Raw genomic sequence first — 23,989 nt, 5'->3', positions numbered from 1 at the left:
GAAAATTTAGAATTATGGAGATGGAAACCGCGGTCCTGCCCCCCGAACCGATCATTCGCCAGTTGAAAGCCCTCGCCCACCGCGGCCGTCTCGCGGTCGTGCGGGCCGTCGTGCAGGGTCCCGAGGAAGGGACCCCGGCGGGCCAGATCCAGGCGCTCGTGGAAATGCCCGCGTCGACGGTCAGCCACCATCTGGCGGATCTCGCCGAAGCGGGCCTGCTCAGGGCCTCCCGGGAGGGCACCACCATCCGTTATGCCGTTCGCTTCGATCAACTTCGGGCCCTGACTGACTACCTCTGGCAGGACTGCTGCGGCGGCGGTTGCCGGGATGCGAATTGCCCCTGATCCCAGGAGTTCCTATGGAATCCCCTCTCCACCCCATCCACCTGAAAGTCCAGGATGCCTATGGGCGCATCGCGAGCCTGGGCGAGAGCTGCTCTGGTTCTCAATCCTCCTGTTGCGGAGGGGCGCGCGCCGACGAGATCGCCCAGGGAGTGGGCTACTCGGAGGTCGAACTGGCCATCCTTCCCCAGGGCGCCAATCTGGGCCTGTCCTGCGGCAACCCCACCGTCTTCGCGGAGCTGAAGGAGGGCGAGGTCGTCCTCGATCTCGGCAGCGGCGCGGGACTGGATGTCTTCCTGGCCGCTCAGAGGGTGGGGCCCGGGGGCAGGGCCATCGGCGTGGACATGACTCCCGGGATGCTCGCCAAGGCCCGCCGCCATGCGGCCGAGTTCCACCGGCGCACGGGGCTCGACAATGTGGTGTTCCATCAAGGACAGATCGAGGCCATCCCTTTGCCGAGCGCCAGCGTGGACGTGGTGATCTCCAACTGCGTACTCAACCTGAGTCCGGATCAGCCCCAGGTCTGGAAGGAGATCGCCCGCGTGCTGAAGCCCGGCGGCCGGGTCTCCATCTCCGATATGGTGCTGCTGCGTCCCCTCCCGGACGCGGTGCGGAAGAGCGTGGAAGCCCTTGTGGGCTGCATCGCCGGAGCCGCGCTCCTGGACGATCTCAAGGGAATGGTCTCCGGGGCGGGTCTCGTGGACCCCTCCTTCATGCCCAAAGGGGAAGCCGTGGAAGCCATGCTGCCGCTGAACGACCCCATGACCGCCCATTTGCTGGGGCTTCTCCCCGATGGCAGCCGGCCCTCGGACTTCATCACCAGCCTGATCGTCTCCGCGCGCAAGCCCGCCTGATGGGAGTCCCGTGATCGAGAAGCGGCGCCTTTCGTTCGGGGACAGGTACCTGACCCTGTGGATCTTTCTCGCCATGGGAATCGGAGTGGGATTGGGGATCGCGGTCCCCGGCTTCAATCGGGCCATCCAGGCCTGGAACGTGGGCTCCATCAGCCTTCCCCTGGCCGCGGGCCTGATCCTGATGATGTATCCGCCCCTGGCCAAGGTGAAGTACGAAGAACTGCACCGCGTCTTCCGGAACGGAAAGGTGCTGGGGCTCTCCCTGTTCCAGAACTGGGTCATGGGGCCTGTCCTCATGACCGGGCTGGCCGTGCTGTTCCTGCGGGACCGGCCCGAATACATGCTGGGCCTGATCCTCATCGGCCTCGCCCGCTGCATCGCCATGGTCATCGTGTGGAACGACCTCGCGCAGGGGGACACGGAATACTGCGCCGGGCTGGTCGCCTTCAACTCCCTCTTCCAGGTGCTTTTCTTCAGCCTCTATGCGTGGTTCTTCGTCACCTACCTGCCCGCGAGGCTCGGCCTTCAGGGCGCGGTCGTGAACATCACCCTGGGCCAGATCGCCGGAAGCGTCGGCATCTACCTCGGCGTGCCCTTCGTGGCGGGCTTTTTGACGCGGTTCATCCTGGGGAGGCTGAAGGGCCTGGACTGGTACCACCGGACCTTCCTCCCCAGGCTGCAGCCGCTGACGCTCCTCGCGCTGCTCTTCACCATCGTGGTGATGTTCAGCCTCAAAGGCGGTGCCATCGTCAAGCTGCCCCTGGACGTCCTTCGCATCGCCGTACCTCTGCTGATCTACTTCGCAGTGATGTTCGTGGCCAGCTTTTGGCTGTCCAAGAAAGCCGGCGCCACCTATCCCCAGAGCGCCACCCTGAGCTTCACCGCCGCCAGCAACAACTTCGAACTGGCCATCGCCGTCGCTGTGGGCACGTTCGGGATCGCCCACGGCGCGGCGCTCGCCGCCGTCATCGGGCCCCTCGTGGAAGTGCCCGTGCTCATCGGCCTCGTCCAGGTCGCCCTCCGGCTGAAGGCCCGGTGGCGGGAAGGTTCTCCCTGCGCGGCGCCGGAATTCCGGAAGGGATCGCTCTGAGCCTTCCGGAAGGCAGAAGCGAGTCGGGACGCGCCGGAGTCCGCATCCGGGGCGTTCGGAGCTGGAGATCCCCATGAACTGTTCGATCCTGTTCCTCTGTGTGGCCAACAGCGCGCGCTCCCAGATGGCCGAAGCCCTGGCCCGCCGGATGTTTCCGGATTGCCTCATCCAGAGCGCCGGCAGCCGTCCCGGCCGGCTGAATCCCTACGCGGTCGAGGTGCTGGCGGAGCAGGGCATCGATGGGTCCTTCCAGGTTTCGAAAGGCGTGGAGACCATCGATCCCACCTCGGTGGATCTGGTCATCACCCTTTGCGCCGAGGAGGTGTGTCCTCTGTTTTTGGGCCCCGTGGAGCGCCTGCATTGGCCCCTTCCGGATCCCGCCGGAGAGGACGCCCGCCTGACGCCGGATGAGCTCAGGCACCGTTTCCGGGAGAGTCGGGACGAGATCCGGAGACGACTGGAGCGATTGCAGATCGAACGATTCTGATCTTTCCGCGCTGGCCTGGGCGCTGAGGAAATCCCCCCGAATTTCGGCTGCCGCCCTCCGGACCTCGTCCGCTGCTACCGTTCCATCCATGGACCTCCTCCTGGTCGAAGACAAGGACAGCTTCCGCCGCCTGCTGGCGCGGGCCCTGGAAGGGTCGGCGTGGTCGGTCCGGGCGGTGGCGGATCCCCAGGAGGCGCTGCGGGCGCTGGAGGAGGCGCCCAGCCACGTGCTGGTGACGGACCTGCGGCTGCCGGGCATGAGCGGGCTGGAGCTGATCCGCCGGGCCCGCCGGCTGCGGCCGGAGCTGCGGATCGTCCTGATGTCGGCCTTCGGCGAGCCCAGGGACATCGTCGAGGCCATGCGCCTGGGCGCCGACGACTTCCTTCCCAAGCCCTTCGACCTCGACGCGTTCCTCGCGCTGCTGGAGCGCCTGCGGGCCCTGGCCGGCGCGCCGCCGCCGGACCCGGCGGAGCCCTGGATCGCCCACGGCGCCGCCATGCGGGCCCTGGACGAGGCCCTGGGCCGGATGGCGGCCACGGACCTGCCGGCGCTGTTCCGCGGCGAACGGGGCACGGGCAAGGCCCGGTGCGCCCGGCGGCTCCATGCCCTGCGCCATCCCGCCGCGCCCTTCCTCGCCGTGGCGGCGGCCACGCTGGGGCCGGAGGGGCCCGACCCGGAACGCCTCCGCCTCCTTGCCGGCGGAAGCCTGTATGTGGCGGGCCTGGAGCACCTCGCGCCCGGCGCCGTCCTTCCGCTGGCCCGGGCCATGGAGGGCGACTCGGGTCGCGGGATCCGCTGGATGGCGGGACTGGACGAGGGCGCCACCCTTCCTCCCGATCTGGCCCGGAGTTTCGGGCCCCTCGAAGTGCGGGTGCCGCCCCTCCGGGAGCGGCGGGAGGAACTGCTGCCGCTGGCGCGCCTGCTGCTGGAGCGGGCCGCGCGGCGGGAAGGGCGGGGGCAGCCCTGGCTGGAGCGGGCCGCGGAGCGCCAGCTCCTGGACCACCGCTGGCCGGGCAACCTCCGCGAGCTGGCGGCGGCGGCGGAGCGGGCGGTGCTCTTCTCGGACGGCCCCGCCATCCGCGCTTTCCCCGCCCTGGGGCGGGACGGCGGGCCGGTGCTGTGCCTGCCCCATCCGCCCGTTGGCACGCTGGAGGTCCAGCTCCGGACTGTGCTCCGGTCCGCGGAAGGGGAACTGCTGCGGAAGGCCCTCGTTGATGCCGACGGGGACTTGCCCCGGGCGGCGGAGGCCCTGGGCCTGACGCCCCGGAGCCTGGGTCAGCGCTTGCGGGATCACGGCATCCCTCTGGAAGATGGAGAAGCCCCTCCGGGGAATTGCCCATGACGCCCGATCCCGCCTCCCTTCCTTCCGCGCCCCCGGTTTCGCCGGAGGCGCTGCGGCCGTCCGTGCTGGCGGGGCTGACCGCCCTCCAGGCGGTGGTGGTCGGCAAGGAAGCCAAGGTGCGGCGCGCCTTCGCGGCGCTCCTCTCCGGCGGCCACATCCTGCTGGAGGACCTGCCCGGCGTGGGCAAGACGACCCTGGCCAAGGGCCTGTCCCGGATCCTGGGCGGCAGCTTCCAGCGGGTGCAGGGGACCAACGACCTCCTGCCGTCGGACCTGCTGGGCGTCCATCTGTGGGACGCGGGGACCCAGACCTTCCACTTCCAGCCCGGCCCGGTGTTCTGTCACGTCCTGCTGCTGGACGAGCTGAACCGGATCGGCCCCAAGACCCAGAGCGCCATGCTGGAGGCCATGGTGGAAGGGCAGGTGACCCTGGACCGCAGCACCCACCGCTTGCCGGATCCCTTCTTCGTCATCGCCACCCAGAATCCCCTGGATCACGCGGGCACGTTCCCGCTGCCCGAGAGCCAGCTGGACCGCTTCTCCTGCGCCCTGCACCTGGGCTATCCCGGCCGGGAGGCGGAGCGCCGGATCCTGCGCGGCGAAGCCGGATCGGACCGCCTGGACACCCTGCGGCCCGCCCTGGATCTCGAAGGCTGGAAGCAGGCCCGGGGCGCCGTCCGCGCCGTCAAGATCTCCGAAGCGGTGCTGGACTACGCCGAGCGCATGGTGGAGCGGATCCGCGCCGACGGCGGCTTCTGCTCTACCCGCGCGGTGAAGCACTGGCTGGGTTTGGCCCAGGCGGAGGCCTGGCTGGAGGGCCGCGCCTTCATCACCCCCGACGACCTCCAGGCCACCCTGGCGGACACCATGGCCCACCGCGGCAGCCTGGACGAGCGGCGCCTCAGCCGCGGCGAGCGGCGCGAGCACCTGGCCCGGCTGCTGAAGGAACTGCCCGTGGGATGGGCGGGATGAGGGACGACGGGACGGTGGGCGCCCTGCTTCACGAGGCGCGGATCGGGAAGGGCCTGTCGCGGGAGATCCTCGCGCTGGAGCTGAAGCTTCCGGTCCGGCACATCGAGGCCATCGAAGGCGATGACTGGGAGGCGCTGCCGCCGGGTCGTGCCCGGCCCCTGGCGCGGCAGCTGGCCGAGCGGCTGGGGGTGGATCTGGAATTCCACACGGGGGCCTTCCAGGTGGTGCCCGGGGCCCAGGAATGGGCGCCGCCGGATCCGCGCCAGGAGCGGCTGGAGCGCATGGTGATGGCCGGCCTCACCGTCGCCTCCGTCCTGGTGGTCCTGTGGCTGGTGGTGCCCGGTCCCAGCCTCGGACGGAAGACCTCCGTCAACGCCTTCGCCGTCCAGGCGCGGCTCCAGCCGCCGCCTCCGCCCCCGCCTTCCCCGGCGCCCTATCCCGTGCTGGGAGAACTGCTCCCCGAGGCGCCCCTCAACGAGCAGGGCGTCCTGGTGAGCCTCCGGGCCATGGACACCTGCGAGGTGAAGCTGGAATCCAGCGCCGGGGATCCGCCCCAGGCCCGCACCCTGCGCGTGTCCGAGCCGTGGCAGTTCCGCGTGAAGGGGCCCTTCAGCCTCGCCCTGGACAACGCCGGCGTGGTGAACGTGGAGGTGGCGGGCCAGCGCATTCCCCACGGCCAGAACGTGGGCGAGGCCTGGACGGGCCAGTTCGACGCCGAGGGCCATTGGCTCCGGCCGCCCCAGCCCCCGGCGCCCGCCGCCGAGCCGCCCGATCCCGCGAACTCCGCGGATCCCGATGATGAGGATGGACCGACCCCATGAGCATGCATCCCCTCGTCGAGCGGTTCCGCCAGGGCGCCTTGCCCGAGCCCATGGCCGCGGCCCTGGTCGGGGGAAGCCTGCCGGTGCCCCCGCAGGACCTGCTGCAGGCCTTGGCCCACGCCGTGCTGGAAGGGACGCCCCACGCGGAGCGGGCCCTCACGTTCCTCGCCTCCATGCCCGAATCCCTGGTGGCGGGCGTCCTGCTGGATCCGGTGGACCCGCCGGGTCCGCTCCAATTGGTGCTGGGCCACCGCAAGGAGCCCGCCCTGCTGGAGGCGGCCCTCCTGAACCCCGCCCTCACCGCGGAGATCGTGGAAGCGGTGGTGCCGAGCCTGCCGGGGGCGGTGCTCGAGATCGTCCTGAACAACCAGGTGCTGTGGATGCAGCGCCCCCGCATCCTCGACCTGCTGGAGGAGCACCCGGAAGCGGAATACGCCGTCAAGCGGCGGGTGAACGAGTACCGCTTCGACGTGCTGCGCCTCGTGCCCGAGGAGGTCAAGGCGGACCGCCTCGCCATCCTGGAGGAAGTGGAAGCGGGCCGGCTGGACCGCGCCTGGTCCGAGCTGCCCCTTCCCAAGGAGCGGTCCCAGGAGGAGATCGACGCCGAAATCGAATCCGAAGAACTCGCCGCCGAGCGCCGGCTCCTGGCCCAGCGGCCCGTGGTGGACGACGAGGGCAAGGAGGTCAACCTCACCATCACCCAGCGGATCGCCCGGCTGAGCACCAACCAGAAGATCATGCTGGCCATCAAGGGCGGGAAGGAGGAGCGCACCATCCTCGTCCGCGAAGCCAACCGCCTGATCCAGGTGAACGTCATCCGCAACGGCCGGATCACCGAATCCGAGATCGCCTACATCGCCCAGATGCGCACCGTGAACGAGGAAGTCCTCCGCATCATCTCCAACAGCCGCGAGTGGATGAAGAAATACCCCATCACCAAAGCCCTCGTCCACAACCCCCGCACCCCCCTCCCCGTCGCCATGACCCACTTCAAGCGCCTGCTGGAAAGCGACATGAAGCTGCTGATGAAGGACCGCAACGTCCCGGAGTTGCTGCGGCGGGAGGCGAAGAGATTGGTGGAGATGAAGGCGCAGGGGAAGGGGTAGGGAAGTTCCCGCAAGTCCGAACCCGAATATGCAAGGGCATTCCGCAGATGCGAAGCCCCTCTCTCAGGAATCGAGATCTCTCCTCATCATTCAACGACAGCGCTTTTCTTGGTGCCTTTGCGCCTTGGTGGTGATCTTTTTCTTTGACTGCAAATCCGTAGGAATGAGATTTCCTAATTGCGGGCCAATAGGGATGGATAGAGATCCAGACCGGGTAGCACCCCTGCCGGATCCCTCGAGACCTGAATGCGGAAGATCCGCCATTCGCCCTTGTGGAACACGTGATCGAAGGAAAAGAAAACCACGCCTTGATCGAAGCTGGCCAGCCACCATTGCCGCTGCCATCTCTTGCCGATGGGCGTTGACTGGAGAAGCTCCCAGCCTCCAATGCTCCACGTGCTGGGTATCCATTCCTCCAGGACTTTTCGGGGATCCTGCTCGACGGGGACATAAGGCAACGCCTGCTTGTCCCACTCCTTGAAGGCGTCCCCCCAAGACCCCGTCCCCAGGGATTTGAAACCGGCACTGATGCGCTCCGCGGGTACCTGAGCCAGCAAACCGGAGGAGACGAGAAGGATCAGCAGAAAAGGCCGGATGGTCCGCATGGAATGCCTCGAAATGGGAAACAACAAAAAGGTAGACAGTGGAGGCAGGGTCCGAGTTGAGCAAAAGCTGGAGTCCCCAGGAGAGGGGTCATTGTTTTGGGGAGTGAGGAAAGTGCGAACGCACCGAGACCCATTGATCTGGAAACTCTGACTCAGCTCTTGCTTGGAACTCATCGAGGGTAATTGTTTTCCAGACATGAATACAGCGATCGGCATGGATGGCTTTGATCCACCGCGTGGGGCCCTTGCCATAGATACCGCCGTGGAGACTACGGCACTTGGTGTAAGCGTTTACTCCTGGGCGATGGGAGGGGAAAGGCGTAGAAGCTTCGAGCGGTTGGGTCCGAGTTGAGCGGAGGGCTAGGGGTCTTCCCCCTGGCGCAGCATCTCGTCGGTGACATATCCATAGTCGAAGAGAAATTTTTTCCCTTCGCTGGTGATTCGCCAGCGTGAACCTTGCCAGGCATTTCGAGAGCGCTTCTCCATGACTAGCTTGAGCTCCTTCAGATGAGCAAGACGCGCTTCTGTCTTGAGGGTTGGCTCTTCCTTAAACCATCGGAGTAATTCGTACTCGTCATACCCGTACATACGCTGTTCGCCTGCAAGGCAGACGAGAAGTTCTACAGCCTTAGGTTCAAGATCGATGGCGCGCTTTCGCTTGGGTATTTGAGTAGAGGGTGTTGTTGTCTCAACCGCTTGAAGCAGTAGCGGTATCGCTTCTCTCAACAGATTGGCAACCGATCCGGAGAAGAACTCACGATCCTTGGAGTAGCGATAGTCCGCCAATAAGGTATGTAATTCAGCCTCAACCCGGGGTGGATCGACGACGGATATGCATACAGCAAGTGAAAAAGGAGTTGGAACTCCCGTTGAGTTGAGCTGGCGAATGCGTGTTTCAATCTCCTGCGTTGTTTGCCCAATCTTGACCAGTCCAGGTATGGACGGGTTGGTCAGAAAGTAAATGAAGCCCCATAACATACGTGAGGTACCTAACGATGGAGGCTAACCGGCCGCGCTTGTGCCGAGGCGATGAGCGGAGCCGAGGAAGCACGAGGTTGAGAGAGAACGGAAGGCAATGCAGGCGGGGTCCGAGTTGAGCTAAGGGTTAGGCCCTTATTCACCAAACCAATCTCGAAGTTTCTTTGCAGCGTTTGCTTTGACATTGTCGTTGATGAAGGCAGCCACCGTAGCGATAGCTGCAACTAAAACACCGAGAGATCATCGGCGTACCCGACGACAGGAGTCACATCAGGAATTGCATCGATGGGAGATATGAAGTAGCCGAGAGCCCCGTAGCAGACAGCCTTAGCCCAAAGTGGTGTCTCCTTTTCTTGAGCGGCATAGTACAACCAGAGGGCCTTCTCGATCACTTCTTTGCCGGCCGTTTTCGCATATCGTTTTAGCTTTTCCCAGAATCTCTCATCGGAATATTCATTGGAGAAGCCCTGGTTTTGCTCTGTCATTGGATCTCCATGTGTGATTGGGGAGGACGCCTAACTTTGGATTGAACGTCGGGGACATGAGGGTGAATGGTTCGTCCAATCTGAGGATTCAGCCGGAGGACGGAGATTCGTTGCAGATGGAATAGGCGAATCCATTAAACTCCTTGGCGGACTAAAAAGAGGATGATTTGAATCACGTCTGGCACGTGGGAACGAGGATCTGGTCCGAATATTAGCGCGATAGGTGACCCTGGATCGATAGGGCGGAGCGCCTGTTCCAGGCAGATAGGCAGACGTGTGAAAGAGGGATGAGGACTGGTGCGCGAAGCGCGAACGCGGTAGTGGGGCGTGAGGGTGATTCGGCTGTCTCCACGGGGAGCCTGTTCCTAATGGTTTCCGCCCTAACTTTTTTTCTCTAAAGCGCACGAACCCTATGCGAGGCGGTTCAATGTGGGGAGGGGCGATGGGGATTCCTCCGCGGCGTCTTCGCCGCCGCTCCGGCCGCGCGAATCGCTGGCACGGCTCTTATCCGAAGGAGCAGTCCCCTGGACTGCCCCTTCGGGAGCCTACCTGCCAGCGATTCAGCGATTTCAATCCCCGCCATGTCCAATCCAACGAAGAAGGGCTCCCGTGCGGGAGCCCTTCTTCGTTGGAGCGGGCGATGGGGATTGAACCCACGACATCAAGCTTGGGAAGCTTGCGTTCTACCACTGAACTACGCCCGCGGCAGGGGTCCATGCTAGCGCAGGTGGGGGCGGGTGCCAACGGGTGGGTGCTTGGGCGTCAGCCGAGGTAGGCGGCGATGACGCGCTCGTTGCGGGCGAGGTCGGCGGGGGTGCCTTCGACGGCGATGCGGCCGCGCTCCATGACGTAGGCGTAATCGGCCACTTCGAGGGCGCTCTTGGCGAACTGTTCGACGAGGAGCAGGGTGATGCCCTCCTCCTTCAGGCGGCGGATGGTGCGGAAGACTTCCTGCACGATGACCGGCGCGAGGCCCATGGAGGGCTCGTCCAGGAGCATCACCTTGGGTCGGGCCATGAGGGCGCGGCCGATCGCCAGCATCTGCTGCTCGCCGCCGGACAGTGTGCCCGCGGCCTGGCGCGCGCGGTCCCGCAGGCGGGGGAAGAGCGCGTAGACGCGGTCGAGGTCGCTCCGGGCGGCGGCCTTGAACCCGAGAAATTTGGGGAGGCGACCGTAGGCGCCCAGGAGGAGGTTGTCCTCCACGGACAGCGGCCCGAACACCTTTCGGCCCTCGGGGGCGTGGGCGAGGCCGAGGCGCGCGATGCGCGAGGCGTCCAGTCCCTGGACCTCGCGTCCGTCCAGGAGCACCTTTCCGCGCCGGGGGCGGATCGCCCCGGAGAGGGCGCGCATGGTGGTGGTCTTGCCCGCGCCGTTGGCGCCGATCAGGGCCACCACCGCGCCGGGCGCCACGGTCAGGGAAACGCCGGCCAGCACTTCGCTGGCGCCGTAGCCCGCATGGAGATCGTCCACCCTCAGCATGCCGGGCTCCTCACGCGGGCAGCGGCTCGGGGCCGCCGGATTCGATGGGCGCGGAGCCGGGAGCGGCCTGGCCGAGGTAGGCCTCCATCACCTTGGGATCCCGCTTCACGTCGGCGGGCGTGCCCTCGGCGATGACCTTCCCGCCGTCGAGGACCGTCACGCGGTCGCAGAGTTCGCTGACCACGTCCATGTGGTGCTCGATGAGGACGATGGTCACGCCCCGGGCGTGGACCTTCCGGATGATCGCGACCTGCTGGAGGACGTCGGGATGGGCGAGGCCCGCGGCGGGCTCGTCGAGGATCAGGAGATCGGGCCGGCGGGCCAGGGCGCGGGCGATCTCCAGGAACCGCTGGGCGCCGTAGGTGAGGTCCTTGGCCTTCGTCCGGGCCTCGTCCTTCAGCCCGATCAGGTCGAGGAGCGCCAGGGCGTCGGCCCGGGCGCGGCGTTCTTCCGTGCGGGCGAGGCCGAGGAGCACCAGGAGCAGCGGCGCGCGGTAGACGCCCTTGAGCGCGACCATCACGTTCTCCAGGGCGGTCAGCTCGCCGAAGAGCTGGAGGTTCTGGAACGTCCGCGCCACGCCGCCCCGGGCGACGCGGTACAGGCTTCCCTGGGGCAGGGGGGCGCCCCGGAGGAGGACCTTCCCGTCGGAGGGCGTGTACAGCCCCGAGATGACGTTCACCACGGTGCTCTTGCCCGAGCCGTTGGGGCCGATCAGCCCATGGATGCTGCCGGCGCGGACGGTCATGGACAGCCCGTCCACCGCCTTCACGCCGCCGAAGTGGCGCTTCAGGTCCTGAAGAACGAGCAGGGGGCCCTCCTCCATGGACCGCAGCGGAAGCACGTCGTCCAGGGCGGAAGGCGCAGGCAGCGGCGAGGGCGGCACCCGGAACAGCTTCGTCAGGAACTGGCCCAGGAAGCCCATGAGGCCCTCCGGCAGGCCCACCACCACGGAGAAGAGCATCAGCGAGAAGATCGCCTTGCGCCAATCCTCGGTGTTCCGCACCAGCAGGCTGCCCCCCACCAGCAGGCCCATGGCGGCCACGGGGGCCAGGGCCTGGAAGGGACTCATGGTCTTCTTCACCAGGCCGCGGAGCCCCGCCGCCACCGCCAGGGCGAAGCCGATCCCGCTGACGATCTGGAAGAGGTCGCGCTTGGACAGGAGGTTGGGGAGCAGGACCACGAGCGACGCGCCGACCAGGGCGCCCCACAGGCTCTTGCGGCCGCCCAGGACCACGCCCAGGAGGAGGATCACCATCAGCTCGTAGACGAAGCTCTGGGGCTGGAGGTACTGGAAGTTGAAGGCGTACAGCCCGCCCGCCAGCCCGCCGAGGCCCGACCCCAGGGCGAAGGCGGCGACCTTGTGGCGGTAGGTGCCGACGCCCATGGCGTCCGTGGCGATGGGGCTGTCCCGCAGGGCCTCGAAAGCGCGGCCCCACTGGGAGGACAGCAGGTTCCGCATGACCATCCACACCACCGCCAGCAGGGCGAGGCACAGCCAGTAGAAGCCCGGCGGCGTGAGCGCGTGGCCGAACACCGGAGGGCGGGTCAGGCTCAGCCCCTGGGCGCCGCCGGTGAGGGGCTCCAGCTCGTTGAGGGCCGTGGTGCTGAGGGCGGCGAAGCTGAGGGTGGCCAGCGCGAACTGGGGGCCTTCGAGCCGCAGGGCGGGCAGAGCCAGGAGGCCGCCGAGGGCGACGCCCACGATCAGCGCGGCGAGCAGTGCCGGGGCCATTCCCATCCCGAGCTTGGTCACGGCGAGGCCCGCGGTGTAGGCGCCCAGGCCGAGGAATGCGACATGGGCGAGGTTCACCTGGCCGAGGTAGCCCACGGTGACGTCGAGTCCGATGAGCAGGATCGCGTAGATGGCGAGGAGCGTGAGGAGGCCCAGGGCGTAGGGGTTCGCCACCGCCAGGGGCACGGCGGCGAGGAGGAGGAAGGCGGCCAGTTCGGCGCCCCGGAGCATCAGCAGGCGGCGCATCTCACACCTTCCGGATGGCGGCCTTGCCGAACACGCCGGTGGGGCGGGCGGCCAGGGCGAGGATCAGGAGCGTGAGGCCCGGCGCTTCCCGCCAGCCGCTGCCCAGGTAGAAGCTCGCCAGGCTCTCCAGCGCGCCCAGGAACATGCCGACCAGGACCACGCCGAAGCCCGAATCCAGGCCCGCCACCACCGCCACGGAGAAGGCCTTGAGGATCAGGGCCGAGGCCATGGTGGGGCCCACGGTGGTGATGGGTGCGACCAGGATCCCGGCCAGGGCCGCCACCGCGCCGGACAGGGCGTAGGACAGCATCACGGTGCGGGTGGCGCTGATGCCCATCAATTCCGCCGCGTCGCGGTCGGCGGACACGGCCTCGAAGGCCTTGCCCAGCAGCGTCCGCCGCTTGAACAGCTCGATGAGGCCCATGATGGCCAGCACGCCCACGGCCACCGAGAGTTCGACCCGGGTGACGTCCACCCCCAGGACGTGGATGGGATCCGCGGAGAGGGGCGTGGGGAAGGGGCGGTCGTCCTTCCCCCAGATGTTCTCGGCGGCGGAGAAGAAGAACAGCCCGAGGATGATGGTCAGCAGGATCCAGCCCTCGCTCTTCTGCTCCAGCGCCAGCCGCACGCCGGCCCGCTCCACCACCAGTCCCAGCAGCGCGCCGAACAGCAGCCCGCCGGGGACCATGGCCCAGTAGGGCAGGCCGAGGTTCATGAGGGTCAGGCTGAAGAAGGCCGAGACCATCACCAGTTCGCCCTGCCCGAAATTGATGCTCTTGCTGGTGGCGTAGGTCAGCTGGAAGCCGTAGGCGATGAGCGCGTACACCAGGCCCATCAGGGCGCCGCTGACGGCCATCTGTCCGATGATCGAAGCGTTCATGAAGGCGGGGCCTCGGGAGGGAAAAGGAGGGGGGCCGAAGCCCCCCGGTGGCGAAGCGGCCTACTTGGCCTTGGGCTTGGCGGGAGTCTTGGCGGGGGCCTTCGCCGGGGTGGTGCCCGCGGCGGCCTTGACCAGCCGGTCCTTATCGGCGGCGTTGGCGAACACCACGCGGCCGTCCTGCACCATGCCCATCACGGTCTGTTCCCGGCGGAAGGCCTCGTGGGTCTCGACGTTGGCGGGATCCCACTTGGTGAAGGGGCGGTTCCAGGTGGCGATGACGCCCTTCACGGGCTCCTTCAGGTCCTCGAGGGCTTCCTTGACCCGGTGGGTGTCCGTGGTGCCTGCTTGCTTCACCGCCGCGGCGAAGAGGTAGACGGCGTCGTAGCCCTGGGCGGCGGAGACGGGCGAGGGGATGCGGTTCACCTTAAAGGCGCTGTGGTAGCCCTCGATGAAGCTCTTGGCCTTGGGGGTGATGGGCTCCTCGATGAAGGTCTGGGGCATCAGCGTGCCGTTCCCGTTCTTGCCGGCGTTGTCGATGTAGTTGGACATGGACAGCGTCCACCCGCCGATCAGCGGCGCCTTCATCCCGATCTTGGCCATGCCGTTGGAGACCGCCGCCAGTTCCGGCCCGATCCCCCAGATCAGGATGGCCTGGGCGCCGCCCGCCTTGCAGCGGAGGAGCTGGGCCGTCATGTCCTTGTCGCCGATGTTGAACTTCTCCTGGGCCACGACCTGGAGCTGGTTCCCCTGCTTCTTGATCTGGTCCAGGAGGTCGTCGCGGCCGGACACGCCGTAGTTGGTGGAGTCGTAGACCACGGCCACCTTCGAGTACTTCCGGCGGAGGGCCTCCTCCACCACCATGGCGGACTGGATGCCGTCGTGGGCCGCGAACCGGAAGATTGACAGGTCCTTCGCTCCGGCCTTGCTCCACTGGGTCATGGAGGCCGAACCCGCCGCCGGGCAGATGATCTTGGTGATGCCCTTCTCCTGGAGGTGACGGTCCCCGGCGATGCAGACGCCGGTGTTGACGGTGCCGATCACGCCAGCCAGGTCGCCCATGGCGGCCAGTTCCTGGGCGATGAGGGCGCCGCGCTCGTTCTTGGCTTCGTCGTCCCGCTCCACGGCCTCGATCTTCAGCTTCCGGCCACCCACCTGCACCCCGCCGGCGGCGTTGATCTCGGAGATGGCCAGCCGCGCGCCGTCGCGCATGGAGCTGCCCATGGGCGCGGACCCGCCCGTGAAGGGGCCCGTGAGGGCGATCTTGACGGTGTCGCCGGCGGCCTGGAGGCCCAGGGCGGCGGTCAACAGCGACACGTAGAAGGTCTGCTTCAGCATCGGGTGCTCCCGCGGAGAGGGGGTGGATGGGGCCTGGTTGAAGGAGCTGGGTGGGCGCAAGCATAGCGGCCCTCCCCGCTCCTGGGAAGGCGTCGCCCGCATCGGCCTTCGAACGCGTTCTATTCCCGCCCGGGCCCTTCCAGGCGGTGGAGAATCCACGCCAGCAGCTCTTCCCCGCCCACCACGCGCTGTTCCGCCACGAGCAGGGGCAGCTCCAGGGCCCGCGCGTGGGGCTCGCCGAGCTTCACCGCGTCCTTCTCCGTGCAGATCAGCCAGTCGGCCTCCGCCCGGCGGGCGAGGGCCTGGAGAGTTCCCAGTTCCGCGGGAGAGGGACCCCGGTGGTCGCCGAAACTGTGCGTCCCGGCCCAGGGCACGCCCGCCACCAGGAGATCGGCGTAGAACGCCTCGGGATGGCCCAGCCCGCACCACGCGAAGGCACGCCCCGGCTCGGGCGCGGGGCCGGGCAGGGGAGAGCGTTCCCCGCCGGGCCAACGGCGCAGGGCGCCCAGGGCGAAATCCACCCAGAAGATGGGGCCGCCGCCGTGGCCGTGGCGGACCCACCAGGCTTCCACCGCCGCGCGGTTCTTCACCCGCCCGGCGCGGGTCACCACCAGGGCGTGGGCCCGCCGCGCGCTGTCCATGGGCTCCCGCAGGTCGCCCAGGGGCAGCATCCGCCCGTTGCCCCACAGCCGCACGCCGTCGAGCACCAGCAGGTCGAGGTCGCGGTGGAGGGCGCGGTGCTGGAAGCCGTCGTCCAGCAGCAGGCACGCGAGGTCCGGCCGCTGGGCCAGGGCGCGGAGGGCCGCGGCGTGGCGCTTCCGGCCCACCACCACCCGCTCCGGCCCCAGGCGGCGCGCCATCAGGAGGGGCTCGTCGCCCGTCTGGCGCGGATCGGAATCCGGCTCCACGCTCATGGGATCGATGTCCCGCCGTCCGCCGTAGCCCCGGGACAGGACGGCGTTGCTCCACCCCGCCGCCTGCAGCCCCTCGGCCAGGAAGAGGGTGAGGGGCGTCTTGCCCGTGCCCCCGGCGCTGAGGTTCCCCACGGAAACCACCGGTACGCCGGCGCGGACGGCCCGCTCGGGATGGGCGTCGAAGCTGCGGTTCCGCGCCCGGATCACCGACCCGTAGAGGGGGGCGAGCGGGGCCGCCAGATAGCGCAGAATGGACATGGACCCAGGTTAGCGGAGGACACCATGAGCGAGGGCATCCTGCTGGAGAAGGCGGAGCGGGGCGTTCTGCTGCCGGAAGCGGCCCGGGTGGCGCGGCTGGAGGCGGCCCTTCCCCAGATCCTGGCCGCCGTCGAGGGCGAGACCGACGAGGTCGCCCTTGAGGCCACCCTGGCCTGCCTCCTGTGGGACACCCTCCCCCAGGCCAACTGGTGCGGGTTCTACCGCCGCGTGGGGGAGCGGATGCTGGCGGTGGGTCCCTATCAGGGTGGGATGGGCTGCCTCCGGATCCCCTTCGAGCGGGGCGTGTGCGGCGCCTGCGCCCGGACGGAGGCGACCCAGCTGGTGCCCGACGTCCACGCCTTCCCCGGGCACATCGCCTGCGACGACGCCACCCGCAGCGAACTGGTGATTCCCGTGGTCGCGGGGGGGCGCCTCATCGCGGTCCTGGACCTGGACTCGCCCCATCCGGAGGGCTTCTCCGCGGCCGAAGCCCGTCTGCTCGAAGGTCTGCTGGCCCGGGTCTTCTCCCCTGTCGCCGAGCCCCTGGGTTAACCTAGGGCACGCTCCCGGGACCCGCATGGCCGAACCCAGCTTCATCGATCAAAGCAAGCTGCGCTTCCGCGAAGGCGAGATCATCTTCCGCAAGGGCGAGATGGCCCAGCAGATGTACATCATCCTGGCGGGCAAGGTGCGGCTGTACGTGTCGGAGGAGCCCAAGGGCGACTGGGCGGAGGAGCTGGCCAAGGGCGACTTCTTCGGCGAGGGCAGCCTCCTGGAGGCGCTGCCGCGGCTGCACACCGCCATGGCCCTGGAGGACTCGGACCTCATCGCCATCAACCGCGGGACCTTCCTCCGGATGATCCGGCAGAACCCCGAAGTATCCGTGAAGATGATGCAGCGGCTGGCCCAGCGCCACCGCGAGCTCGGGCAGCGCCTGGAGGCGCTGGACGCCCACCGCGCCGCCAAGGCCCCCAGCGGCCCGGTGGCGAATCTGGTGTCCGTCCTGGGGGGTCGCCCCCATCCGATTTTGGCGCACGGCTCCCTCATCGGCCGCTTCGACCCCACCACGGGGGTGCATCCGGACATCGACCTCACCGAAGAGGACCACAACCTCAGCGTCTCCCGGCGCCATGCCCGGATCCTGTGCGAGCACGGCCGCTATTTCCTGCTGGAGGAGCCCGGCGTGGCCAACGGCACCTTCGTGCGCGGCGAGCGGATCCAGCCCGGCGAGCCCCGGGAGCTGAAGCCCGGCGACCGCGTGGGGTTCGGGATGGTGGTCATGTTCTTCGAGAAGGCCTAGCTTTTTCGGGGCGGAAGGAGGACGAATGGGTGCGGACCTGCGGGTGGAGCTGTGGCGGGACGAGCACGGCGGGATCCGGGAACTGGTCCAGTTCGGGCTGGACGAGATCGGGGGCGCCTGCGTGATCCGGGAGCGGAACAGCCTGGACGCCCTGGACGGCGACGTGCGCGAGGGCGACACGGTGGTGGCCCGGTTCGGCGATCCCGAGGACGCCCGGGATTTCCTGCGGGACGAGGGCTTCGAGCCCCTGTGACCCTGGCCCCGGCCCGGACGGGCTATCGTGGAAGTCCCTGGTCCCGGAGGTCTCCATGCATTCCCTGTTCGTCCCCGCCGACCGGGATTCGCTGGCGTTGCGCCTGGCCGAGCTGGAGCCCGCCACGGCCCGCCACTGGGGGACCATGGATCCCGCCCAGATGCTGTGCCACTGCGCCCGCGGCCTGGAAGCGGGGATGTCGGATCGCCCGGTGAAGCAGATCTTCCTCGGGAAGCTCGTCATGCCCTTCATCCGCGGTCGGGTCTTCGGCGACCGCCCCTTCCGCCGGAACGCCCCCACCGCGCCCTTCCTCGTGGTGGCCGACCCCTGTGCCTTCGACGCCGAGCGCGCCCGCCTCGCCAACGCCATCGACCGCTTCGTCCAGCGCGGCCCCGCCACGGCGGCCAAGGCCACCCACATCTTCTTCGGCCGCCTCAGCGGCGAGGAATGGGGCATCCTGGCCTACAAGCACCTGGACCACCATTTGAGGCAGTTCGGGGCGTAGACCTCCCCGAAAACGAAAGCGCCCGGCATCCGCCGGGCGCTTTCGTGTGGGAGGGCGCGGTTCCAGTGGACGCCGACGCCCAGGGCCTTGGCGGCCTTGGTGAGTTCGGGTACCACCTCAAACAGGTCTTCGACGGAGGCTCCGTCCGATCGATGGAGCGTAGCCCCGTTCGTGAAGGCAAGCCGGAGGCGCGGCCTGAATGACAGCGCCCGGCGAATGCTGGGCGCGGACGGGGCAAGGGATCGGCGCCTAGTGGACGCCGACACCCATGGTCTTCGCGGCCTTGGTGAGTTCGGGGACGACTTCGAACAGGTCTCCGACGATCCCGTAGTTCGCCAGCTTGAAGATGGGCGCCTCGGGGTCCTTGTTGATGGCGACGATGTACTTCGAGCCGCTCATGCCGGCGATGTGCTGGATGGCGCCGCTGATGCCGCAGGCGATGTAGAGGGTGGGGCTGACGACCTTGCCGGTCTGGCCCACCTGCATGCTGTGGGGCAGGCCCCAGCCTGCGTCCACCGCGGCACGGGAGGCGCCGACCACGCCGCCCAGGGCGTCGGCCAGCTCTTCGAGAATCTTGAAGTTGGCGCCGTCCTTCATGCCCCGGCCACCGCTGACGATGACGTTGGCTTCGCTGAGGTCCACCTTGCCGCTGGCCTTGGCGAGGATCTCCTTCACCACGGACTTGAAGTCGCCCGCGGGGACGGAGAGGGCCTCGGTCGCGCCCGCGCCGGCCTTCTCGGCGGCGGGGAAGACGTTGGGCCGCGTGGTGGCCACCTGGACCGCGCTGGCGAAGGAGGTGGTGGCGAAGGCCTTTCCGGCGTAGACCGGGCGAACCGCCTGGAGCTTGCCGTCCACCATGGACAGCCCGGTGACGTCGGAGGCGTAGCCGGCGCCCAGGCGGGCGGCGGCGCGGGGGGCCACGTCCTTGCCCACGGCGGTGGCGGCGGCCAGGAGGACGGTGGCGCCCTTGGCCTTCACCGCGTCGGCCAGCACGGCCGCGAAGGCGTCGCTGGAGTAGGAGGCCAGGGCGGGCGCCTCGGCGGTGAGGATCGCGTCGGCGCCGTACTGCGCGGCCGCGGCGGAGCCGGCGGCGGAGGCGCCGACGAACAGGGCGCCCAGCTGCCTGCCCGACGCGTCGGCCAGGCGGCGGCCCTCGCTCAGGGCTTCGAGGCTGGGTTTGCGGATCTGGCCGTCCTTCAGTTCACAGAACACGAGAATCATGGATGTCGTCCTTTCGGGTCGGATTCGGTCGGCGGGGAGCGGCTAGAAGACCTTGGCTTCGTCCTTGAGCGCCTGGAGCAGGGCCTGGGCCTGCTGCGCGGGCTCGCCCTCCAGCCGGCGGCCGGCGGGGCGCTCCGGCGGCAGCGCCAGGGCGCTGGTCTGGGCCCCCGCGGCGGCCGGGGCCGCGTCCACTTCCTCGATGGTCTTCTTCTTGGCGGCCATGATGCCCTTCAGGCTGGCGTAGCGGGGCTCGTTGAGGCCCTTCTGGGCGGTCACCACCACGGGCAGGGCGCCCTCCACCACCTCGGATCCGCCTTCGATCTCGCGCTCGGCCTTGAAGGTGCCGTCGCCCAGTTCGAGCTTCACCACCACGTTGGCCTGGGCCACGCCCAGCAGCTCGGCGAGCATGGGACCCATCGCGGCGTTATCGCCGCCGAGGCCCTTGTTGCCGCAGAGGATCAGGTCGAAGCCCTTGTCCTTGGCGTAGGCGGCGATCATCTGCGCCACGGCGAAGGCGTCGCCCTGGCCGTCGCCCTTCAGCAGGACGGCGGTGTCCGCGCCCAGCGCCAGGGCGTTCTTGAGCACTTCCTTGACGGAATCGCCGCCGACGGAGAGGGCCGTCACTTCCGCGCCCTTGGATTCCTTCAGGCGGATGGCCTCTTCCAATGCGTACTCGTCGTACGGGCTGGTGATCCACTTCACGTCGGCGGGATCGAGGGACCGGCCATCGGCGGCGACCTTGATCTTGGTCTCGGTGTCGGGGACCTGCTTGAGGGCGACGAGGATCTTCATGGGCGCTCCCTGATGCGTCGTGGGCGAACCGGATTCGGCCCGGCGGCAAAGGGGCATTCTAGCGCGGGGAATCCCCTCCGCTTCCAGCTGTTTGTGCCAGGAATCATGCCTGTCTCCGGGTAGGCGATGCCTTTGTCCTCAGGGAGGCGGACGGGGTGAAGTGCGAGGTCGGAGGAAGAGGTTCCGCTATCGTGGTCCGATCATGCATTCGACCACACCCGCCTTCGCCGGAACCCTCGTCCTGACCGGAGGGGGCACCGGCGGCCACTTCTTTCCCGCCCTCGCGCTGGCGGAAGCGGCGCAGGCGCGGTGGCCGGGCCGCCCCGTCGCCTTCGTGGGCGCGCGCCGCGGGATCGAGGCGCGGGAGCTGCCCGGCGGCCCCTGGCCCCACCTGCTGCTGGACGTGGAGGGCTTCCTGGGCCGCTCGCCCCTGAAGGCCGCCCGCGCGGCGTGGAAGCTGTGGCGCGCGACGGGCCTGCTGAAGGCCCTGTGGCGCCGGGAGCGGCCCTGGGCGGTGATCGGCACCGGCGGCTACGCCGCGGCGCCCGCGCTCCTCGCGGCGCGGGCGATGGGCATCCCCTTCTTCCTGCACGAGAGCAACGCCGCGCCGGGCGCCCTGGCCAAGCTGGTGGCGCCGAAGGCGGGCCGCGTGTGGTGCGGGCTCGAGGCGGTGAAGCCGCTGCTGCCCGGGGCGGATTGCCGGGTGGTGGGGACGCCGGTGCGGGCCGCCTTCCTCCGGGCCTTCCGGCCCGCGGGCGAACTGAGCGAGCCCTTCCGCCTGCTGGCCGTGGGCGGCAGCGGCGGCGCCCGCGCCGTCAACGAAGCGCTCCTTTCGGCTGCGCCCGCCCTCCTCGAGGCCTTCCCTGATTGGGAACTGCTCCACCAGGTCGGGCGGGCGGAGATGCAGCGCCTGGCCGCGCGGCCCCGCCACGGTCGCCATGCCCTGGTGCCGTTCATCGCCGCGATGGACGAGGCGATGGAAGGCGCCAGCCTCGTGGTGGGCCGGGCGGGCGCCAGCACCTGTGCCGAGTTGAAGGCCGCGGGGCGGGGGGCCGTCCTGGTGCCGATTCCCGGCAGCGCCAACGACCACCAGCGGAAGAACGCCGAAGCCCTGGCGGCGGAGGGACGGGCCGTGGTGGTGGAGCAGGATGTGAATCTGGCCGCGCGCCTGACGGCGGCCCTCGAGCCGCTGATGGCGGACGCGGGCGCTCGACAGTCGCTGTCCGGAACGCCCCAGCCCAACCGCGCGGTGGACCTCTGCCTGGACGATCTCGCGTCCTACTTGGGCGGCGCGGGTTCGGCGATCCAGGCGACGAGGACGGAGATGAAGTAGAGGCCGAGGAGGACGACGCTGAAGAACAGCGTGGTCACGACGACGTCGCCGGGGGTGAAGAAGGCGCTGAAGATCAGGATGGCCATGGTGGCGTGGCGCCAGTACTTCAGCATCAGGCGGGCGGTCACGATCCGGAACTTCGCGAGGAAGAAGAACAGGACGGGCAGCTCGAACATCACGCCGGTGATGAGCGTGGTGGAGATGAACAGGTCCAGGTAGTCGGAGACGTGGAGGTTGGCCCGCAGCCCGGCGGTGGCGGCTTCCTGGAACAGGATGTCGCCGAGGAACTTGAACGCCTGGGTGTAGGCGAAGGCGGATCCCGCGAGGAAGCAGCCGGAAGTGACGACGACGAAGGGGACGACGAGGCGGCGCTCCTTGGGCATCAGGCCGGGGCGGATGAAGCCCCAGAGCTGGTGGAAGAGGAGGGGCGCGGCGAGGAAGGCGGCGGCCCAGAGGGAGAGCCGCATCATACTGAAGAAGGGTTCGGTGAGGTCGGTGAAGGCGAAGGGCTGGAGGTCGGCGGCGGCCTTGCCGGTCTGGCGGGCCATGGCGTCGATGAAGGGCTTCTGGGCCCAGATCCAGAGCTTGAAGCGGAAGGCGTAGGTCGCGGCGAAGCACACCGCGACGATGATGAGCGAGCGGACGATGCGGACCCGCAGCTCCTGGAGGTGCTCCCAGAAGCTCATCTTGTCCGGCGGAGCCTGAGGCGCCATGGCGGGAAGGGGCTCGATCCTACTTCTTGTCCTTGTCGGGAACCGTGTCTTCCTTCACGGCGTCCGTCAGCTCGCGGCTGGCCTTCTTGAATTCCTGGATGCCCTTGCCCAGGCTCTTGCCCAGTTCCGGCAGGCGGGAGGGTCCGAAGAAGATCAGCAGTGCGATGCCGATCAGCAGGATTTCCATCATTCCGAGGTTGCCCATGGGGTGCTCCGAGGCTGTGGATCCGAAAGCTAGGGTTGCAGCTCCGCCAGCGAAGTCCCGCCGGGAAGGTCGAGTTCCATTCTAAGCAGGGCCTGCCCGTGGGTCTTGCCCTGCGCGTCGGTCTTCACGCTTTCGCTGCCGCCGCCGCCCAGGGAATCGTGCAGGAGGAAGTTGAGGGCCCTGAGATTGGGTACCTCGAAGCGCTCTACGCTTCCCTTGCAGATGGCCGAGAAGTGCTCCTTGACGCGCTCGGCGGTGAGCTCCCGCTCCAGCAGGCGATAGCCGGCTTCGGTGTAGGCGATGACGCCCACATTGGAACCGTCGCCCTTGTCGCCGCTGCGGGCGTGAGCGATGTCCTCCAGCCGGACGCGGGTCACGGGGCCACCACCGCCCGGCGGCCCAGGGAGTGGTAGGTCCAGCCCGCGGCTTCCAGGGCCTCGGGGCGGAACAGGTTGCGGCCGTCGAAGATGCGCTTGGCCTTCATGGCCTTTGCCACGGCGCCCAGGTCCGCGTCGCGGTACTGGGGCCACTCGGTGGCGATGAGCAGGGCGTCGGCGCCCTCGCAGGCCGCGAGCGGCGTCTCGGCGTAGCGGACCTTGTCGCCGATGCGCGCCTTCACGGCGTCCATGGCGGCGAAGTCGTGGGCCACCACCTCCGCGCCAAGGTTCACCAGGCCGTCGATCAGCTCCAGCGCCATGCTCTCGCGGATGTCGTCGGTGTTCGCCTTGAACGCCAGGCCCCACAGGGCGAAGCGGCGGCCCTGGAGGGGCGCGGGAACGCCGGGATGGACGTCGAAATGGGCCTTCACCTTGCGGAGCAGGACCTGCTTCTGGTGGCGGTTGGCCTCCACGGTGGTGGCCAGCGTCATCATGGGCTGGCCGTGCTCGCGGCCCACCTTGAGCAGGGCCTGGAGATCCTTGGGGAAGCAGGAGCCGCCGAACCCGGGGCCGGGATTGAGGAAGGCGGGGCCGATGCGGTGGTCGGCGCCGATGGCCGCCTTCACGTAGTCCACGTCCGCGCCGACGGATTCCGCCAGGTTGGCGATCTCGTTGATGAAGCTGATGCGGAGGGCGAGCATGGCGTTGGCGGCGTACTTGGTCAGCTCGGCGCTGGGCGGGTCCATGCGGAACCACTTGCCGCCGCTGCGGTCGAGGAAGGGCTGGTAGAGGCCCTTCATCACCGCCTCGGCATGATCGGTGCGGCAGCCCACCACCACGCGGTCGGGCTCCAGGAAATCGCCGATGGCGGAGCCCTCGCGCAGGAATTCGGGGTTGCTCACCACCTCGAACGCGCGGTCCACGCCCGCCTTGCGGAGCGCGGCGGCGATGGCGGCGTGGACGCGGGCGGCGGTGCCGACGGGAACGGTGCTCTTGTCCACCACCACCAGCGGCTTGGCATCGGCGGCGCGGAGGGCCATGGCCTCGCCGAGCTGACCGGCCACCGCCAGGACGTACTTCATGTCGGCGCTGCCGTCCTCGCTCTGGGGCGTGCCCACGCAGATGAAGGCGGCGTCCGCATCCGCGATGCCCGCCTTCAGGTCCGTGGTGAAGCTCAGGGCGCCGGAGCCCAGGTGCTTGGCCAGCAGCTCGTCCAGGCCCGGCTCGAAGATCGGGGATTCGCCCTTGGACAGCGTGGCCACCTTGGCGGCGTCCACGTCCACGCCCAGGACGCGATGTCCGGCTTCCGCGAAACAGGCGGCCGCGACCAGGCCCACGTATCCCGAACCGATGACCAATACGCGCATGC

At 68.6% G+C, this 23,989-nt stretch carries 27 protein-coding genes and 1 tRNA gene; 13 read left to right on the top strand and 15 right to left on the bottom strand.

Annotated features, from left to right (window positions below):
* Positions 1-20 precede the first annotated feature (20 nt).
* The 8 genes from RAH39_RS09200 to RAH39_RS09165 all read left to right on the top strand — a co-directional run bounded on the left by RAH39_RS09200 (position 21) and on the right by RAH39_RS09165 (position 7,012).
* Positions 21-344 carry an ArsR/SmtB family transcription factor gene (locus tag RAH39_RS09200; protein ID WP_306589800.1) on the top strand — a complete coding sequence of 108 codons (324 nt, stop codon included), beginning with the start codon at positions 21-23 and terminating at the stop codon, positions 342-344.
* A gap of 14 nt (positions 345-358) precedes the next feature.
* The gene (gene arsM, locus RAH39_RS09195) at positions 359-1,195 is read left to right on the top strand and encodes an arsenite methyltransferase (RefSeq protein ID WP_306589799.1); all 837 of its coding nucleotides are present in this window, start codon (positions 359-361) and stop codon (positions 1,193-1,195) included.
* A gap of 10 nt (positions 1,196-1,205) precedes the next feature.
* The gene (gene arsB, locus RAH39_RS09190) at positions 1,206-2,285 is read left to right on the top strand and encodes an ACR3 family arsenite efflux transporter (RefSeq protein ID WP_306589798.1); all 1,080 of its coding nucleotides are present in this window, start codon (positions 1,206-1,208) and stop codon (positions 2,283-2,285) included.
* A 73-nt stretch (positions 2,286-2,358) separates the two neighbouring features.
* Complete coding sequence (locus RAH39_RS09185; RefSeq protein ID WP_306589797.1) at positions 2,359-2,772, top strand: arsenate reductase ArsC; 414 nt, start codon at positions 2,359-2,361, stop codon at positions 2,770-2,772.
* 88 nt (positions 2,773-2,860) lie between these two features.
* On the top strand, positions 2,861-4,114 hold the full coding sequence (locus RAH39_RS09180; RefSeq protein ID WP_306589796.1) for a sigma-54-dependent transcriptional regulator: 1,254 nt from the start codon (positions 2,861-2,863) through the stop codon (positions 4,112-4,114).
* Complete coding sequence (locus tag RAH39_RS09175; protein ID WP_306589795.1) at positions 4,111-5,085, top strand: AAA family ATPase; 975 nt, start codon at positions 4,111-4,113, stop codon at positions 5,083-5,085. The genes RAH39_RS09180 and RAH39_RS09175 overlap by 4 nt, the downstream gene beginning before the upstream one ends.
* Positions 5,082-5,906, top strand: a complete 825-nt coding sequence (locus RAH39_RS09170; RefSeq protein ID WP_306589794.1) for a helix-turn-helix domain-containing protein — start codon at positions 5,082-5,084, stop codon at positions 5,904-5,906. The genes RAH39_RS09175 and RAH39_RS09170 overlap by 4 nt, the downstream gene beginning before the upstream one ends.
* Positions 5,903-7,012 (top strand): hypothetical protein, encoded by a 1,110-nt coding sequence (locus tag RAH39_RS09165; RefSeq protein ID WP_306589793.1) that lies wholly within the window; start codon positions 5,903-5,905, stop codon positions 7,010-7,012. Before RAH39_RS09170 ends, RAH39_RS09165 begins: the two co-directional genes overlap by 4 nt.
* A gap of 173 nt (positions 7,013-7,185) precedes the next feature.
* On the opposite strand, the gene RAH39_RS09160 is transcribed toward RAH39_RS09165, so the two are convergent.
* The 9 genes from RAH39_RS09160 to lpxK all read right to left on the bottom strand — a co-directional run bounded on the left by RAH39_RS09160 (position 7,186) and on the right by lpxK (position 15,921).
* Entirely contained in the window at positions 7,186-7,617 is a 432-nt protein-coding gene (locus tag RAH39_RS09160; RefSeq protein ID WP_306589792.1) for a hypothetical protein, read from the bottom strand.
* 360 nt (positions 7,618-7,977) lie between these two features.
* The gene (locus RAH39_RS09155; protein ID WP_306589791.1) at positions 7,978-8,595 is read right to left on the bottom strand and encodes a GIY-YIG nuclease family protein; all 618 of its coding nucleotides are present in this window, start codon (positions 8,593-8,595) and stop codon (positions 7,978-7,980) included.
* Positions 8,596-8,819: 224 nt separating this feature from the next.
* Positions 8,820-9,080 (bottom strand): YkvA family protein, encoded by a 261-nt coding sequence (locus tag RAH39_RS09150; protein WP_306589790.1) that lies wholly within the window; start codon positions 9,078-9,080, stop codon positions 8,820-8,822.
* Positions 9,081-9,709: 629 nt separating this feature from the next.
* A tRNA-Gly gene (locus RAH39_RS09145) sits at positions 9,710-9,784 on the bottom strand.
* Between the two features lie 58 nt (positions 9,785-9,842).
* Entirely contained in the window at positions 9,843-10,559 is a 717-nt protein-coding gene (locus tag RAH39_RS09140; RefSeq protein WP_306589789.1) for an ABC transporter ATP-binding protein, read from the bottom strand.
* 10 nt (positions 10,560-10,569) lie between these two features.
* On the bottom strand, positions 10,570-12,534 hold the full coding sequence (locus RAH39_RS09135; RefSeq protein WP_306589788.1) for a branched-chain amino acid ABC transporter ATP-binding protein/permease: 1,965 nt from the start codon (positions 12,532-12,534) through the stop codon (positions 10,570-10,572).
* Position 12,535: 1 nt separating this feature from the next.
* The gene (locus RAH39_RS09130; RefSeq protein ID WP_306589787.1) at positions 12,536-13,414 is read right to left on the bottom strand and encodes a branched-chain amino acid ABC transporter permease; all 879 of its coding nucleotides are present in this window, start codon (positions 13,412-13,414) and stop codon (positions 12,536-12,538) included.
* A gap of 60 nt (positions 13,415-13,474) precedes the next feature.
* Positions 13,475-14,749: an ABC transporter substrate-binding protein gene (locus tag RAH39_RS09125; protein WP_306589785.1), complete on the bottom strand. Its 1,275-nt coding sequence runs from the start codon at positions 14,747-14,749 to the stop codon at positions 13,475-13,477.
* A 119-nt stretch (positions 14,750-14,868) separates the two neighbouring features.
* Positions 14,869-15,921, bottom strand: a complete 1,053-nt coding sequence (gene lpxK / locus RAH39_RS09120) for a tetraacyldisaccharide 4'-kinase (protein ID WP_306589784.1) — start codon at positions 15,919-15,921, stop codon at positions 14,869-14,871.
* Between the two features lie 24 nt (positions 15,922-15,945).
* Between lpxK and RAH39_RS09115 the strand changes: the two genes are divergently transcribed.
* From RAH39_RS09115 to RAH39_RS09100, 4 genes are read left to right on the top strand one after another with little or no spacing between them, the layout of a single operon-like run.
* Positions 15,946-16,473 carry a free L-methionine (R)-S-oxide reductase MsrC gene (locus tag RAH39_RS09115; protein WP_306589783.1) on the top strand — a complete coding sequence of 176 codons (528 nt, stop codon included), beginning with the start codon at positions 15,946-15,948 and terminating at the stop codon, positions 16,471-16,473.
* Positions 16,474-16,498: 25 nt separating this feature from the next.
* Entirely contained in the window at positions 16,499-17,221 is a 723-nt protein-coding gene (locus RAH39_RS09110; protein WP_306589782.1) for a cyclic nucleotide-binding domain-containing protein, read from the top strand.
* Between the two features lie 25 nt (positions 17,222-17,246).
* Positions 17,247-17,474, top strand: coding sequence for an RNA-binding protein (locus tag RAH39_RS09105; protein WP_306589781.1), 228 nt, complete (start codon positions 17,247-17,249; stop codon positions 17,472-17,474).
* Positions 17,475-17,529: 55 nt separating this feature from the next.
* Positions 17,530-17,979, top strand: a complete 450-nt coding sequence (locus RAH39_RS09100; RefSeq protein WP_306589780.1) for a DUF1569 domain-containing protein — start codon at positions 17,530-17,532, stop codon at positions 17,977-17,979.
* 249 nt (positions 17,980-18,228) lie between these two features.
* On the opposite strand, the gene RAH39_RS09095 is transcribed toward RAH39_RS09100, so the two are convergent.
* Both RAH39_RS09095 and RAH39_RS09090 read right to left on the bottom strand, forming a co-directional pair.
* A complete protein-coding gene (locus RAH39_RS09095) occupies positions 18,229-19,200 on the bottom strand; it encodes an electron transfer flavoprotein subunit alpha/FixB family protein (protein ID WP_306589779.1) in 972 nt (323 codons plus the stop codon).
* Positions 19,201-19,242: 42 nt separating this feature from the next.
* Entirely contained in the window at positions 19,243-19,992 is a 750-nt protein-coding gene (locus tag RAH39_RS09090; RefSeq protein ID WP_306589778.1) for an electron transfer flavoprotein subunit beta/FixA family protein, read from the bottom strand.
* Positions 19,993-20,194: 202 nt separating this feature from the next.
* Here RAH39_RS09090 and RAH39_RS09085 point away from each other — a divergent pair, with 202 nt between their 5' ends.
* Complete coding sequence (locus RAH39_RS09085; RefSeq protein WP_306589777.1) at positions 20,195-21,325, top strand: UDP-N-acetylglucosamine--N-acetylmuramyl-(pentapeptide) pyrophosphoryl-undecaprenol N-acetylglucosamine transferase; 1,131 nt, start codon at positions 20,195-20,197, stop codon at positions 21,323-21,325.
* On the opposite strand, the gene tatC is transcribed toward RAH39_RS09085, so the two are convergent.
* The 4 genes from tatC to RAH39_RS09065 are packed head-to-tail and all read right to left on the bottom strand — an operon-like array spanning position 21,271 to position 23,987.
* Entirely contained in the window at positions 21,271-22,038 is a 768-nt protein-coding gene (tatC, locus tag RAH39_RS09080) for a twin-arginine translocase subunit TatC (protein WP_306589776.1), read from the bottom strand. The two genes, RAH39_RS09085 and tatC, sit on opposite strands and share 55 nt — an antisense overlap.
* Positions 22,039-22,057: 19 nt before the next feature.
* On the bottom strand, positions 22,058-22,243 hold the full coding sequence (gene tatA / locus RAH39_RS09075; RefSeq protein ID WP_306589775.1) for a twin-arginine translocase TatA/TatE family subunit: 186 nt from the start codon (positions 22,241-22,243) through the stop codon (positions 22,058-22,060).
* 29 nt (positions 22,244-22,272) lie between these two features.
* Positions 22,273-22,620, bottom strand: coding sequence for an AtuA-related protein (locus RAH39_RS09070; protein ID WP_306589774.1), 348 nt, complete (start codon positions 22,618-22,620; stop codon positions 22,273-22,275).
* Positions 22,617-23,987, bottom strand: coding sequence for a UDP-glucose dehydrogenase family protein (locus RAH39_RS09065; RefSeq protein ID WP_306589773.1), 1,371 nt, complete (start codon positions 23,985-23,987; stop codon positions 22,617-22,619). Before RAH39_RS09065 ends, RAH39_RS09070 begins: the two co-directional genes overlap by 4 nt.
* Between the last annotated feature and the right edge of the window lie 2 nt (positions 23,988-23,989).

The organism is Geothrix sp. 21YS21S-4 (genome assembly GCF_030845995.1).
Lineage (GTDB): Bacteria > Acidobacteriota > Holophagae > Holophagales > Holophagaceae > Geothrix.
This window is presented reverse-complemented; position numbering and strand designations above follow the sequence as displayed.

Coding starts and splice junctions, on each gene's coding strand:
- RAH39_RS09150 (WP_306589790.1), bottom strand. CDS start 9,080: ATGACAGAGCAAAACCAGGGCTTCTCCAATGAATATTCCGATGAGAGA.
- RAH39_RS09130 (WP_306589787.1), bottom strand. CDS start 13,414: ATGAACGCTTCGATCATCGGACAGATGGCCGTCAGCGGCGCCCTGATG.
- RAH39_RS09105 (WP_306589781.1), top strand. CDS start 17,247: ATGGGTGCGGACCTGCGGGTGGAGCTGTGGCGGGACGAGCACGGCGGG.
- RAH39_RS09180 (WP_306589796.1), top strand. CDS start 2,861: ATGGACCTCCTCCTGGTCGAAGACAAGGACAGCTTCCGCCGCCTGCTG.
- arsM (WP_306589799.1), top strand. CDS start 359: ATGGAATCCCCTCTCCACCCCATCCACCTGAAAGTCCAGGATGCCTAT.
- RAH39_RS09175 (WP_306589795.1), top strand. CDS start 4,111: ATGACGCCCGATCCCGCCTCCCTTCCTTCCGCGCCCCCGGTTTCGCCG.
- RAH39_RS09090 (WP_306589778.1), bottom strand. CDS start 19,992: ATGAAGATCCTCGTCGCCCTCAAGCAGGTCCCCGACACCGAGACCAAG.
- RAH39_RS09135 (WP_306589788.1), bottom strand. CDS start 12,534: ATGCGCCGCCTGCTGATGCTCCGGGGCGCCGAACTGGCCGCCTTCCTC.
- RAH39_RS09100 (WP_306589780.1), top strand. CDS start 17,530: ATGCATTCCCTGTTCGTCCCCGCCGACCGGGATTCGCTGGCGTTGCGC.
- RAH39_RS09110 (WP_306589782.1), top strand. CDS start 16,499: ATGGCCGAACCCAGCTTCATCGATCAAAGCAAGCTGCGCTTCCGCGAA.
- RAH39_RS09155 (WP_306589791.1), bottom strand. CDS start 8,595: ATGTTATGGGGCTTCATTTACTTTCTGACCAACCCGTCCATACCTGGA.
- RAH39_RS09065 (WP_306589773.1), bottom strand. CDS start 23,987: ATGCGCGTATTGGTCATCGGTTCGGGATACGTGGGCCTGGTCGCGGCC.
- RAH39_RS09185 (WP_306589797.1), top strand. CDS start 2,359: ATGAACTGTTCGATCCTGTTCCTCTGTGTGGCCAACAGCGCGCGCTCC.
- RAH39_RS09200 (WP_306589800.1), top strand. CDS start 21: ATGGAAACCGCGGTCCTGCCCCCCGAACCGATCATTCGCCAGTTGAAA.
- RAH39_RS09165 (WP_306589793.1), top strand. CDS start 5,903: ATGAGCATGCATCCCCTCGTCGAGCGGTTCCGCCAGGGCGCCTTGCCC.
- RAH39_RS09125 (WP_306589785.1), bottom strand. CDS start 14,749: ATGCTGAAGCAGACCTTCTACGTGTCGCTGTTGACCGCCGCCCTGGGC.
- RAH39_RS09115 (WP_306589783.1), top strand. CDS start 15,946: ATGAGCGAGGGCATCCTGCTGGAGAAGGCGGAGCGGGGCGTTCTGCTG.
- lpxK (WP_306589784.1), bottom strand. CDS start 15,921: ATGTCCATTCTGCGCTATCTGGCGGCCCCGCTCGCCCCCCTCTACGGG.
- RAH39_RS09140 (WP_306589789.1), bottom strand. CDS start 10,559: ATGCTGAGGGTGGACGATCTCCATGCGGGCTACGGCGCCAGCGAAGTG.
- RAH39_RS09170 (WP_306589794.1), top strand. CDS start 5,082: ATGAGGGACGACGGGACGGTGGGCGCCCTGCTTCACGAGGCGCGGATC.
- tatC (WP_306589776.1), bottom strand. CDS start 22,038: ATGGCGCCTCAGGCTCCGCCGGACAAGATGAGCTTCTGGGAGCACCTC.
- RAH39_RS09085 (WP_306589777.1), top strand. CDS start 20,195: ATGCATTCGACCACACCCGCCTTCGCCGGAACCCTCGTCCTGACCGGA.
- tatA (WP_306589775.1), bottom strand. CDS start 22,243: ATGGGCAACCTCGGAATGATGGAAATCCTGCTGATCGGCATCGCACTG.
- RAH39_RS09160 (WP_306589792.1), bottom strand. CDS start 7,617: ATGCGGACCATCCGGCCTTTTCTGCTGATCCTTCTCGTCTCCTCCGGT.
- RAH39_RS09095 (WP_306589779.1), bottom strand. CDS start 19,200: ATGATTCTCGTGTTCTGTGAACTGAAGGACGGCCAGATCCGCAAACCC.